The sequence below is a fragment of the Providencia sp. PROV048 genome (genome assembly GCF_033688165.1).
GTDB classification, from domain to species: domain Bacteria; phylum Pseudomonadota; class Gammaproteobacteria; order Enterobacterales; family Enterobacteriaceae; genus Providencia; species Providencia hangzhouensis.
The window spans coordinates 2756136-2770492 of sequence record NZ_CP096360.1; the positions used below are offsets into that span (position 1 = coordinate 2756136).

The window sequence follows — 14357 nt, forward strand, 5'->3', positions numbered from 1 at the left end:
CCCCTAACTGGTTAAATTTCAATCAAATCATACTTTACCCAATCAAAAATAACTCTGCTTTCAGTTACCTCTCATTTTTTAGTTCTTAGACCTAAAAGTTTGTGATTTTTATCTAGCCATTAAGTGATACAAAATTGTGCAATAAACTTATATTCAATTCCTAAATCATGTTCCCTCTTACAATAAGAATAAAATATTAACAGAAAAAGACTAATCAATATTAGACTTATTATCTCTCATTTCGTAATTACTAAAATAATTTCTTTTAAATTATAACCCCAATGAGGTACAATAAATTAATTTTTATATAGGGCATATATATGAAAAAAAATCACTTAATCTTGAATATAAAAAGCGTTGGCCAACCATATTGGCCAACACTAAAATTAATATTAAGTTCATTAATTGTTTTTAATTTTTATTTAAATTTAGTTGATAAAAGCAAATATTCGTTGCTTATTACTGTTTTTGACTTAACATTAATTCCTATGTTTGTATTTATAGTCGCATTTATAACAAAAAATACAACATGGAAAGAGTTAAAATCTCACCTTCTTCCTGCCCTTATAATTTATTTTACGTTTCAAACAATCGACATGGCTCCACTTTACTTCACCGGTGAGTTAACTTTAAAAAAATATTTGTTTTCTCCTCAGTACGGGGTTTGGTTCTTTTTAGCAACACCTATATGGCAAGCTGTTTTTTTATTATTACCAGAGAGCTTTAAATCAAACAAATTTAACCTATCTGCAACCTTAATTACATCACTAATAATATCCTTTATAACAAAGACTTATCTAATGCCGATTTCTAGCTTTTTTTCAATTATTTTATATTTCCCATTTTTTGTTATTGCTTATTTTATTCATAATCAAAATATATTTTCGTTAAGGAAAAAGCCTATTATCACTATTTTTTGTATAGCATTTTTAGCGATTACCTTTCTTAATTATCGAAACGATTTTTATGAGATAATTTTCGGTGCAATCAAGACTAATTTAATTCTCAACTCATTCATTATCTATATTTTCGATTTTGTAATAAGCCTAATACTAGGTTCGATTATTATTTACTTTGCTTTATCAACTCAAAAATATGCAAAAATATCAAATAATGCTTTAGGTGTTTATTTAATCCATCCAATTATTTGTTTTGTAATATTACAAATATCAAGTTTTTTAGATATAGAACTAAATTTATTATTAATAATAGCATTTACTCTATCTACAATTACAATTGCACTTTTACTAGCATCAAACTCAATTATTCATTGGTTTATTGAACCAGTATTGAGATTTAATAAATTGAAAGAATAGCTTTATGAAGGATATGATAGCATAGCCTCTAAATATCAAATATATTATTGATATAAACAATGAGAACGGATGTAAAGTATCAAATTTAATGACCGAACATGCCAAACAAATTGATACTGTTTTCAATGGGTGCGTCCCAAATACGTCCCATACAGTCAGTATAGGTTCCGCAGCATGCTCATAACTCATTGAAAATATTGGTGGGTTGTGTGGGGATCGAACCCACGACCGAGTGATTAAGAGTCACCTACTCTGCCAACTGAGCTAACAACCCGATACAAAATATTTAACGCCTAACAATTGCTACAGTCAATATGATTCTGCTATTTTTATTACCTAAGTTAATTTTAAGTTGCGAATGTAAAATTTAAGAAAACTAATGCTTGAATAAACATCACTTCGCTCCTAACAAGATAACTTTTCCTTACTCTAATTGAGATTTGTGTCACAATATTTCACGCAAACATAACCACAAAATTAAAAAAAAGACTGTGGCTAATTATCACAAACCACTACGGACATCTTTAGTATGGAAGAAAATGCGAATTCACTATCAACACAACCCAATGCTGATCGTAATCAGCTAAAACGCAGCCTTAGTAACCGCCATATACAACTTATTGCGATTGGTGGAGCAATTGGAACAGGCTTATTTATGGGGTCTGGCAAAACCATTTCACTCGCAGGCCCATCGATTATCTTTGTGTATATGATAATTGGTTTTGTGCTATTTTTTGTGATGCGCGCAATGGGTGAACTGCTACTTTCTAATCTGAACTACAAATCATTCAGTGATTTTTCTGCTGACCTTATCGGTCCATGGGCAGGTTTTTTTGTCGGTTGGACGTACTGGTTCTGCTGGGTTATCACCGGTATTGCCGATATCATTGCCATTACATCCTATGTGAGCTTTTGGGTGCCTGATTTTCCTGAATGGGTAACCTCATTTATTTGCGTGGTCACCTTATTAACGCTTAACCTAGTTTCTGTCAGGCTTTTCGGTGAGCTCGAATTTTGGTTCGCTATGATAAAAATTGTTGCCATTGTGGCTCTCATTGCAGTAGGTGGCACATTAATTGCCATGAATTTCCAATCCCCTACGGGTCACACGGCATCTTTAAGTAACATTTGGAATGATGGCGGAATGTTCCCTATGGGGATCAGTGGTTTCTTTGCTGGCTTTCAAATTGCTATTTTTGCGTTTGTGGGAATTGAATTGGTGGGTACGGCAGCAGCAGAAACACGCGATCCAGAAAAATCTTTGCCAAAAGCTATCAACGCGATCCCTATCCGGATTATTGCATTTTATGTCTTATCTTTAATTGTCATTATGGCTGTTACACCTTGGCGAACCATATTGGCCGATAAAAGCCCATTTGTAGAGATGTTTGTCTTGATAAGCCTACCCGCAGCGGCAAGCATTGTTAACTTTGTGGTGCTAACTTCCGCAGCCTCTTCCGCAAATAGTGGTGTATTTTCCACCAGCCGAATGCTTTTTGGGCTTTCAAAAGAAGGGGATGCACCAAAGCAGTTCAGCCAATTATCAAAAAAAGCCGTGCCGGCTACTGGGCTAATTTTTACTTGTATCTGCCTCAGCTTTGGTATTGTTCTGATCTATTTTATTCCTGATATCATGCATGCATTCACGCTAGTCACCACCGTGTCTGCTATTCTCTTTATGTTTATTTGGAGCATGATTTTATATAGCTATTTAAATTTCCGTAAAAAACGCCCTGAAATGCACAAAGCATCTCATTACAAAATGCCTGCTGGAATTGTGATGTCATGGCTAAGCCTCGCTTTTTTCGCTTTTATGGTCGTGCTATTGGCATTCCAGCACGATACAAGACAAGCCTTAATTGCCACACCAGTTTGGTTTATTTTACTATTCATTGGTTACCAGTTCGCTAAGCGCAGAAAGAACCAATAATGATGAATAATAAATAGCAAAAAGGCCGAATAACAGTATCGTTACTCGGCCTTTTTCGTTTATAAACTTGCTCGATTAGCTTGCTTTATATTCTGCCTCAGCCTCATCAAAACGAGCTTGAGCTGCTGCACTTGGTGCTTTAGTCATTAAACTCACAACAACAATAGCGATTGTTGCTAATAAGAAACCTGGGATGATTTCATACAAATCAAACCATTTGTATTTTATCCAAACTAATACTGTCACAGCACCGACTATCATTCCTGCAAGTGCACCTGTACGCGTCATTCGTTTCCACATTACAGAAATTAAAACAACAGGGCCAAATGCAGCGCCAAAGCCCGCCCATGCATTACTCACTAAAGCCAAAACTTTATTATTTGGGTCACGAGCAATGTAAATGGCAATCGCAGCGACTAATAACACCATAAAACGCCCTACCCAAACTAACTCTTTTTGGCTGGCACTTTTACGGATAAAAGGCTTATATAAATCTTCCGTTAGCGCACTCGCACAAACTAGTAATTGGCAACTTAGCGTACTCATTACCGCTGCTAATATAGCTGACAATAAAATACCGGCGATCCATGGGTTAAACAAAATTCCCGTTAGTTCCATGAATATACGCTCATTATTTTGCATAACCGAACCCGCTAAAGCCGGGTTATTTTCAAAATAAGCGATACCAAAGAAACCGACCGCAATCGTTCCGCCTAAACATAACACCATCCATGTCATACTAATACGTCGAGCAGAACGAATAGTACGAGCAGAGTCCGCCGCCATAAAACGCGCTAAGATATGGGGTTGACCAAAATAGCCTAATCCCCAACCTAATAATGACAGAATTGCGATGATATTCATGTCTTTAAACATATCAAGATATTCAGGATTCTTAGCTTTGATCACTTCAATAGAGGTATCTATTCCCCCTAAAGAAAGGATTACAACAATAGGTGTAAGAATCAATGCGAAGATCATTAATGAAGCTTGAACAGTATCGGTCCAACTTACGGCTAAAAAGCCACCTAAAAAAGTGTAAGCAATTGTCGCTAATGCCCCTAACCACATCGCTTTCTCATAACTCATATTAAATGTGCTTTCAAATAACAAACCACCAGCGACCACACCTGATGCACAATAAATCGTAAAGAAAACTAAAATCACAACAGCAGAAATTATACGTAAAATCTTACTGTTATCTTCAAAACGGCTAGTAAAGTAGTCTGGCAATGTTAACGCATTATTATTTTTTTCTGTTTGGACACGTAAACGCCCAGCAACAAATAACCAGTTAAGATATGCACCGAGACTCAAACCGATAGCAATCCAACTTTCAGAAATCCCGGCCAAGAAAATCGCACCTGGCAACCCCATGAGTAACCAACCGCTCATATCTGAAGCACCAGCAGACAATGCAGTTACAACACTGCCTAAACTTCTTCCACCCAGAATATAATCGTCAAAGTTTTTCGTTGAGCGATAGGCCATATAGCCAATTAATAACATGCCAGTAATGTATACGACGAACATAATGATCATCGGAGTGCTTACAGTCATCCTGTTTTCTCCATTGAGTAGCTTTAAAATTGTTAGTTATCTTTATAAGTTTCCGTTGATAACTTGTAACTTCATAGTGTTGCACTTTATTGCACATATTTAATTTATCTGTGCGAACACCAAATAGGTTGTGATTGTTTGTGTTGCACTAACTTAATATCTTAGCTGCCCCATCCTAGACAGAGTCGTATTAAATTAACAAGAAATTAACTATTTTTTATTGCATAAATAGAATCCATATCACAAATGTTAAAATTTAAACTTAAATTCACAATCGAATGTTTAACTATTCCACCTAAAACAAAATAAACATAACTACATGTAAAATATAATAAATAAATCAAAAATGATTTACTTGAAAATATTAAAACTTAAAAAACCCGATATGTTTCACATTTTCTTCAGAAATCACGCTTAACAATGTTGCACAAAGTTGCAACATTAAGATAATGTGGTGTAACTTTTTGATTAAAATGACTCGTGACCTAGAGGAATTAAGATGAGTAGCACAACAACTATGGGTGTGAGACTTGATGAAGCAACTCGTGAACGCATTAAAAATGCCGCTCAGCGTCTTGACCGCACATCACACTGGCTTATCAAACAAGCTATTTATAATTACCTAGAACAACTCGATAATGGCCAAGCCTTTCCAGAGCTCGCACCGGGTATCGATGTAAAAGAAAATCAAACTTCTGATGAAGACACCACCGTTGAATCTAACTATCAACCATTCTTAGATTTCGCAGAGCACATTTTACCACAATCTGTAAAACGCTCTGCAATTACTTCTGCTTACCGAATTCCTGAAACACAAGCCGTACCAATGTTGTTACAACAAGCACAGCTCCCTACAGAACAAGCTGAAGCTGCTCATAAATTAGCTTATTCAATCGCTGAAAAACTGCGTAATCAAAAAAATGGTATCGGCCGGTCAGGTTTGGTTCAAGGCTTACTTCAAGAGTTTTCACTTTCATCTCAGGAAGGTGTCGCATTAATGTGTCTCGCAGAGGCCTTATTACGTATTCCTGATAAAGCAACTCGTGATGCACTTATCCGTGACAAAATCAGCAATGGAAACTGGCAATCACACCTCGGCCAAAGTAGCTCAATGTTTGTTAATGCTGCAACTTGGGGTCTGCTATTTACGGGGAAATTAGTTTCTACGCATAATGAAGCTAAACTCTCAACCTCACTTAATCGCATCATTAGTAAAAGTGGTGAACCACTGGTACGTAAAGGTGTTGATATGGCGATGCGCCTTATGGGAGAGCAATTTGTTACTGGCGAAACTATCTCCCAAGCACTCGCTAACGCGCGAAAGCTCGAAGATAAAGGCTTCCGCTATTCCTACGACATGTTGGGTGAAGCCGCATTAACGGAAAAAGATGCACAAGATTACATGGTGTCTTACCAACAAGCTATCCACGCGATTGGTAAAGCATCAAATGGCCGCGGCATTTATGAAGGCCCTGGTATTTCAATTAAGCTATCTGCATTACATCCACGTTATAATCGCGCACAATACTCTCGCGTGATGGAAGAACTTTATCCACGCCTATTATCCCTCGTATTACAAGCGCACCAATACGATGTAGGGATTAATATTGACGCAGAAGAAGCCGACCGCTTAGAAATCTCTTTAGATTTGCTAGAAAAACTCTGTTTTGAGCCACAACTCGCGGGTTGGAATGGGATTGGCTTTGTAATTCAGGCCTATCAAAAACGCTGCCCATTTGTGATTGACTCAATCATAAATTTAGCTGAACGCAGCCAACGTCGCTTAATGATCCGCCTAGTAAAAGGTGCTTATTGGGACAGTGAAATCAAGCGCGCACAAATAGATGGGCTAGAAGGTTATCCAGTTTATACGCGTAAGGTGTATACTGACGTTTCTTATATTGCCTGTGCACGAAAACTGTTGTCGGTTCCCAATTTAATTTACCCGCAGTTTGCAACACATAATGCACATACTCTCTCTGCTATCTACCAAATTGCAGGTAAAAACTACTACCCTGGTCAATACGAATTCCAATGCCTACATGGAATGGGTGAGCCACTTTATGAACAAGTGGTTGGTAAAGTTGCTGATGGCAAACTAAACCGCCCTTGCCGTATTTATGCACCAGTCGGTACTCACGAGACGCTACTTGCCTACTTGGTGCGTCGATTGTTAGAAAATGGCGCAAATACTTCATTTGTAAACCGTATCGCTGATACCACTATTCCTCTAGATGAATTAGTTGCCGACCCAGTTAAAGATGTTTTAGAACTGTCTAAAACTGAAGGACAAATTGGTTTACCGCATCCAAAAATTCCGTTACCACGTGATTTATATGGGCAAGAGCGTGTGAATTCGATGGGGCTTGACCTATCAAACGAGCATCGACTGGCTTCGCTATCAAGTGCCCTACTGAGTGCGGCTATGCAGCAAAAAATGGCAGAACCACTGTTAGGGGGCGACTTCCAAGCTTCGCAAACATTGCCCGATGCGACACCAATTATTAACCCTGCCTGCCACAAAGATATTGTCGGCCACGTTCGTGAAACAACAGAACAAGAAGCTGAACATGCATTAAATACCGCTAACAATGCAGGTACTATCTGGTTCGCAACGCCTCCTTCTGAACGAGCGGCCATCTTATTACGAGCCGCTGACCTCATGGAGCAACAGTTACAACCGCTGTTAGATATTTTAGTACGTGAAGCCGGTAAAACCTACAACAATGCGATTGCGGAAGTTAGGGAAGCGGTAGATTTTCTTAATTACTATGCAACCCAAGTCAAGAATGATTTTGATAACAACACACACCGTCCTTTAGGGCCTGTGGTCTGTATTAGTCCGTGGAACTTCCCGTTAGCAATATTTTCAGGCCAAATTGCTGCGGCTCTCGCAGCAGGTAACACCGTACTCGCGAAACCAGCTGAACAAACACCATTAATCGGCGCTATCGCGGTATCTATTTTGCATCAAGCGGGCATTCCTCGCGATGTACTGCAATTTTTACCGGGTAAAGGTGAAACCATTGGCGCTCAACTCGTTGGTGATACTCGTGTTCGCGGGGTCATGTTTACAGGGTCAACAGAAGTCGCAGGGTTACTTCAACGTAATATTGCAGGGCGCTTAGATGCACAAGGACGGCCTACCCCGCTGATTGCAGAAACCGGCGGATTAAATGCAATGATAGTTGATTCTTCTGCACTCACAGAACAGGTTGTCACTGATGTCGTCGCATCTGCTTTTGATAGCGCGGGCCAACGTTGTTCGGCACTGCGCATTTTATGTATCCAAGAGGATGTCGCAGATAGAACGATTCGTATGTTAAAAGGCGCAATGGAAGAGTGCCGTATGGGGAACCCTGAGCATTTATCAACCGATATAGGCCCTGTGATTGACCATGAAGCAAAAGAGAATATCGATCAACATATTCAAAAAATGCGCAGCAAAGGGAAATCGGTCTTCCAAGCAGCATTTGAGAACCATGATGATCAGCAAGAGCAACAGGAAGGAACCTATATTAAGCCAACATTAATAGAACTTGATGATGTTAGTGAGCTGAAAAAAGAGATCTTTGGTCCTGTTCTGCACGTTGTACGTTTTAAACGAGATGAGTTAGAAGCACTTGTTGAACAAATTAATGCAGCCGGTTATGGACTGACACTTGGTGTTCACACTCGTATCGATGAAACTATCAACCAAGTTGTTTCAAAAGCTAAAGTTGGCAATCTGTACGTAAACCGCAATATGGTTGGCGCCGTTGTTGGGGTGCAACCTTTTGGTGGTGAAGGTTTATCTGGAACTGGGCCTAAAGCAGGTGGGCCATTATACCTTTACCGTTTATTAAGCGAACGTCCAGATAACGCAGTTTCAAATACCTTAGAGCGACAAGATAGCCATTTACCCATGGATGCCAGTGCTAAAACTGTTTTACTTGAACCATTTGAAGCACTTACACAATGGTCTGAAAAACAAAACTCGGTTATTTCGCCTTCCGTGATTGAGCTATTTACACGCCATAGTCAAACAGGAACCACCCGTGTATTACCGGGCCCAACAGGAGAAAGAAATACCTATACCTTGCGCCCGCGTGGTTTGATTTTATGCCTTAGCGATAATGAACAAGATTGCTTAACCCAGCTAACAGCTGTACTTTCTGCGGGTTGTCAGGTGTTATGGTCAGATAGTGAGCTCCATCAGAAGCTGTTTAAGTCACTACCTGAAAAAGTGAGAAAAACCATATCGATAACCAAAAACTGGATAGAATCGAAAGAGCCAATCGAAGGGGTTATTTATCATGGTGACAGCGATCAGTTAAAAGAAGTTTGCGCGGTGGTTGCACAACGTAAAGGGCCAATTATTTCAGTTCAAGGCTTTGAACGTGGTGAAACTAACCTGATGACTGAACGCCTACTTCATGAACGTTCATTGAGTGTCAATACCGCTGCAGCAGGTGGTAATGCTAGCTTAATGACGATTGGGTAATAAGTAAAAGGCCTGGCTTCGTTATCTACGAAGGCCAGGCCATACATGATTACATATTTATTTAAAAATACACTTATCTCATAAGAATAACTGTCGTGCTTCCTATCAGATAAGTGCTATCCCAAAGAGCTGTCAGCTAAAAACATAAAAGGTGTCCACGAGGACACCATTACTTAAAAACAACAAAGAAAATAGCAATGCTTATTTTCAATATGTCATTCTAATTATTGCACTTTTCTGATTCCCAGAATAAATATTGTTCATATTTACGTAATGCAATATTGTAATTACTAAATGCAGAATCTGTCATTTTTTCACTCAACTCTTCTTGAACTTTACTCGCAGTAAATTCTTTCATAGAAAAATTAGAGGAAGATAACAATTCATCTAAACGGCGTAAGCGAACAACATATTCACGAACCGTACTATGGCTCATCTCAGTCTGTAAGAATAAATACTGTTTAAATGACATAATATCAAAATAATCAGTATTACTATTGCAATAAATTTCACTACAAAAACGACAAAGTGCAGTAAATTTATCTTGCAGCTCCCCCCAAGTGCCTTCATCAACCAATTCAGTCATGTCAGCGATAGCTTCTTTATTTAAGATGTCATCGTTGAAAACTAAAGAGATGCGATCAAGGGTTTTGTGACAGTGTGCACAATGAGTTTGGCTGTGTTTAAAATCTTTGATGTAACGACTCAGAGGCCGTTTCTTTACAATAGAAGCAGACATAATGGTAAAGCCCTGTGTGTAAGTCTAAATATAAAATTGTAACCAGATAAGTCAGGCTACATACATTGTATGCCCATAGCATTAATATAATATCTGCTATGTTGCATTGCGATATGGTGAACCCATATCATATATCCTTACTTTACCTTTAGAGAACTCATCATTCTAAAAATGTACAGTAAGAAAAGTTATCGCCCTTTGTTAAAAACATTCTAACCCGTCTCTCGCTCTTTGGCGAATTTCTACGGTGAGTCAATTTTGGTATGAATTTGAGTTAGCGTCAACAAAATTAACTTAATTGTCGTTAACCCTGTACACTTATCATTAACCATAAGTTAAGCGATATTTCTTCATTAGTTCGCTTAAAAACAAAGACTCTACCTGATAATTTCATCTTCGTACAAAGAAAATTTAATTTAAAAATCAAACTGGTACCTATACAAAGGTTTTATTCTTAAATTTGTGAACTAGCTCACCTTTCACATCTATAATTGCATCTTAAATGAACAGCCATTAATTCTATAAATATTTCATAGTGAAAACTTATCATTCGACCGTAAACATTTTGTTACAAATAAACGATTTTTTAATATATTTAATCGCATATAAAAAAACGTTATAACGATATTAAAAAGGCTTATATAGGCATTTTTATAGGTAAATACACGTATGACGTATTATTCTATCTTGGTAGCTAAAACATAATTTTCGTCAAAAAATATATTTATTAAATTAACTAACCATTATCCCCTTACCCTAATAGCCCTCATACTTCTTTTATCTGCTTTCCATTTTTCTTCCACTTACCAATTACTCTAGACAAACATAGAATAGTTAAAGACAACCTATAACATAATGATAAAAAACAACTTATTTGTCCCCGTGAATTTATGTAACGGAAATGAGCTAAAACAAAATACGATAGCCCAATTAAATTGAAATTTAATTAATTAACCGATGTATTATTTTAGGATTTGTCACGTTTGATATTAAAAACATCTCTTATATACTCAATTCGCTATATAAATAATTTTAATAAGGTTGATTATGAAAAAGTTGATTTTAGCTTGTGGTATGGGTTTATTGGCACTGACAATCACTGCTTGTTCAGAAGAAGAGAAAAAAGGTGAAGTTGCTGGCGCAACTGAAACTTGTAACGCTTACTTCGCTGAAGTTGATAGCTTAATTGCTAAAGCTTCAGAAAACCCGCAAGCAAAAGCTCAGTTAGACGCAATGAAAGGTCAACTGGAAGAGGGTAAAAAACAGGTTGCTGCACTACCTAAAGACCAGCAAGATAAAGCTTGCCAACAGGGTATTGATGCAATGAAACAGATGAAAACTGCTTTAGGCCTGCAATAAGCCCTATTCTTTTTATTCTGTAATCAAAAAGAGCCATTATTATTATGGCTCTTTTTATTTTATGAATATTAATGAGTTACAATAAATATCAAATAACCCATACGATATAGCTACCCAAAGGTGCAAGCCCCCCTTGGCCTCACACCTTTTAACATTATTTTATAACCACGTTGCAAAACGTTTAATATAAAATTGCTTCATTAGTTGAGCTACAACACAATAACTGACTAATGTGAGAGCGAGCCATGGGAAATATTCTATTGGCAACGGTTGTAACCCTATCATTTCACCAAATGAAGAAAATGGAATATATAAACCAAGAGCCATAATTAACCCTGTTGTTAACATAACAGGTAATGCGGCAGTGCTTTGTATAAACGGTATTTTTTGTGTTCTTAACATATGAACAACCAACGTCTGTGAAAGTAATCCTTCAACAAACCAACCTGATTGGAACAGCGCTTCATGGGCGACACTATTCGCTTGGAATACATACCACATTAACGCAAAAGTTGTGATATCAAAGATAGATGAGGTTGGTCCAATCCAAATCATAAAGCGGCCAATATTTTTCGCATCCCACTTGCGAGGACGTTTTAAAAACTCTTTATCCATTTTATCCCAGGGTAATGCAAGCTGGGAAATATCATACAGTAAGTTTTGAACGAGCAAATGAATGGCTAGCATCGGTAAGAAGGGAATAAATGCACTGGCAATCAATACAGAAAATACGTTACCGAAGTTAGAGCTCGCTGTCATATTTAAGTATTTAATAATATTGCCGAAAGTTTCACGTCCTTTAATCACCCCCTGCTCTAATACCATTAAATCTTTTTCAAGTAAGATAATATCCGCAGATTCCTTAGCAATGTCCGTCCCTGTATCAACTGAAATTCCCACATCAGCATCACGTAATGCCGGTGCATCGTTAATCCCATCACCAAGAAAGCCAACTGTATGCCCATTTGCTTGTAACCGCTTTAAAATACGGGATTTTTGCAAAGGTGTTAATTTACAAAAAACTGAAACCTGCTCAACTTTCTGACCGAGCTCTTCGTCCGTCAAAGCCTCAATTTCCAGACCAGTCATGATTTCACTGATATTTAGACCAACATCACGACAAATTTTTTCGGTAATAATCGCATTATCACCCGTCAACACCTTCACCGTAACACCATTTTCACGTAGCGCTGCAATGGCTGAAATTGCGCTTTCTTTTGCTGGGTCAAGAAAAGTTAAAATGCCTTGTAGTTCTAACTGATGCTCAGCTTGAGTTGAAAGCGGTATGCGGGCTTCAGCATCATTCAAACGACGAGTTGCAAGTAACAATACACGAAATCCTTGTCTGTTATAATCACTCACTAGCTCAGTAATTTTTACCCTTGCTTGGTCGTCAAGTAAATGCAGTTCACCATCTTGTTGGTAACTTTGGCAGACAGCTAACATTTCCTCCGCGGCACCTTTACAAATAAGTAGAGCTTCGCCTTTCGGTGTTCGTACTGTCACTGACAATTTGCGTCGAATAAAATCAAAGGGTAACTCATCAATTTTTTGGAATACTTTTAGCTGCTCAACTTCACTGTTCCCTCTACCACGACGAATAATTGCCTGATCCATCATATTTTTAGCCCCACTTTGGTGGAAGCTGTTTAGCCAAGCTAGTTGCAAAATTTTACTATTTTTTTGCCCATTGCTGTCCAAATAATGTTCTAAAATAATACGATCTTGCGTCAATGTTCCCGTTTTATCCGTACACAGCACATCCATTGCGCCAAAGTTTTGGATAGCATTTAACCTTTTAACAATCACCTTGTGCTTTGACATGGCAATTGCACCTTTGGCTAAATTCGAGCTAACAATCATCGGTAACATTTCCGGTGTTAAACCCACGGCAACCGCCAGTGAAAATAGTGTTGCTTCGAACCAATCTCCTTTTGTAAACCCATTGATAAGTAAGACGATTGGTACCATGACTAACATAAAGCGAATCAATAACCAGCTTACGCTATTCACACCACGGTCAAACGAAGTTTGCGCACGACTCCCCACAATAGATTTGGCCAGCGAGCCTAGATAGGTTTTCCCACCCGTTGCCACCACAATTCCACGCGCCGTCCCGCTGGTAACATTGGTTCCCATTAAACAAATATTTGAAATTTCTAACAGTTCATTTTCAGTTGGCGATACGGGATCTAAATTTTTGGCTGAAACGTCACCTAATGTGTCGTATTTTTCTACAGGTATTGATTCCCCTGTTAGAATGGCTTGGCTGATAAACAAGTCCCTTGATTCGACTAGCTTTAAATCAGCAGGAACCATATCTCCAGCGGATAGCAACACAATATCCCCAGGTACTAAGCATTTGATCGGTACCTCTTTTCTAACAGAACGCCCCGTTTTATTATCACGACGAAATACAGTAGCCGTCGTACGAACTAAAGATTTCAATGCTTCCGCAGCCTTATTGGTACGATACTCTTGCCAAAAACGTAAAAAAACACTCAATAAAACCATTGTGACAATAATAATCACGCCGGTTAAATCTGTTTCTTCGCCTTGGCGTTCAGGAATAACATAATCCGTAAAAAAGCTAACAACAGCTAATACAATCAGTACGAATATAAATGGATTTTTAAAAGAAGTGAGTAGTTGCTTCCATGCTGGAGGGGCTTTTTCATGAGCAACTTCATTTTCACCTTCAGTCACAAGACGGTCCATCGCCTCATTCTCTGATAAGCCTAATAGATTTGTTTGATATTCACTGAGCACTTGCTCAATATTTTTACTCGCTTGTTCGCCAACAATAAATTTTTGGCGTGCAGCGGCTTTGACGCTTTTGCGCGGTTGTCTTATTTCAGTCATAACGTTGTCTCGAATACAACACTCGTGATTTTAACGCTATCCAACTGAAATAAAATTAGTTTATTATCAGTTAGATAGTTCCAATTTACTACTCCATGACGGAGGGTG

The 14357-nt window shown here is 38.1% G+C and carries 7 protein-coding genes and 1 tRNA gene; 4 read left to right on the forward strand and 4 right to left on the reverse strand.

Annotation, left to right across the window (positions count from 1 at the left end; genetic code table 11):
* The first annotated feature begins 320 nt into the window (after window positions 1–320).
* Window positions 321–1316, forward strand: coding sequence for an acetyltransferase (locus M1F26_RS12205; RefSeq protein ID WP_227528815.1), 996 nt, complete (start codon window positions 321–323; stop codon window positions 1314–1316).
* Between the two features lie 198 nt (window positions 1317–1514).
* Here M1F26_RS12205 and M1F26_RS12210 read toward each other — a convergent pair.
* Window positions 1515–1590: transfer RNA gene (locus M1F26_RS12210), tRNA-Lys, on the reverse strand.
* A 255-nt stretch (window positions 1591–1845) separates the two neighbouring features.
* On the opposite strand from M1F26_RS12210, the gene cycA reads away from it, so the two are divergent.
* Window positions 1846–3246 carry a D-serine/D-alanine/glycine transporter gene (cycA, locus tag M1F26_RS12215; RefSeq protein WP_096864671.1) on the forward strand — a complete coding sequence of 467 codons (1401 nt, stop codon included), beginning with the start codon at window positions 1846–1848 and terminating at the stop codon, window positions 3244–3246.
* Between the two features lie 75 nt (window positions 3247–3321).
* Here the strand turns inward: cycA and putP are convergent, their stop codons facing one another.
* Window positions 3322–4806, reverse strand: coding sequence for a sodium/proline symporter PutP (putP, locus tag M1F26_RS12220; protein WP_004255751.1), 1485 nt, complete (start codon window positions 4804–4806; stop codon window positions 3322–3324).
* A gap of 499 nt (window positions 4807–5305) precedes the next feature.
* Between putP and putA the strand changes: the two genes are divergently transcribed.
* Window positions 5306–9289: a trifunctional transcriptional regulator/proline dehydrogenase/L-glutamate gamma-semialdehyde dehydrogenase gene (gene putA / locus M1F26_RS12225; RefSeq protein ID WP_318837576.1), complete on the forward strand. Its 3984-nt coding sequence runs from the start codon at window positions 5306–5308 to the stop codon at window positions 9287–9289.
* Window positions 9290–9509: 220 nt separating this feature from the next.
* Here putA and fliZ read toward each other — a convergent pair whose 3' ends face one another.
* Complete coding sequence (fliZ, locus tag M1F26_RS12230) at window positions 9510–10028, reverse strand: flagella biosynthesis regulatory protein FliZ (RefSeq protein ID WP_004255757.1); 519 nt, start codon at window positions 10026–10028, stop codon at window positions 9510–9512.
* Between the two features lie 1047 nt (window positions 10029–11075).
* Here fliZ and M1F26_RS12235 point away from each other — a divergent pair.
* Window positions 11076–11387, forward strand: coding sequence for a DUF5339 domain-containing protein (locus tag M1F26_RS12235; protein WP_004255760.1), 312 nt, complete (start codon window positions 11076–11078; stop codon window positions 11385–11387).
* A gap of 159 nt (window positions 11388–11546) precedes the next feature.
* On the opposite strand, the gene mgtA is transcribed toward M1F26_RS12235, so the two are convergent.
* Window positions 11547–14249 (reverse strand): magnesium-translocating P-type ATPase, encoded by a 2703-nt coding sequence (gene mgtA, locus M1F26_RS12240; protein ID WP_140170729.1) that lies wholly within the window; start codon window positions 14247–14249, stop codon window positions 11547–11549.
* Between the last annotated feature and the right edge of the window lie 108 nt (window positions 14250–14357).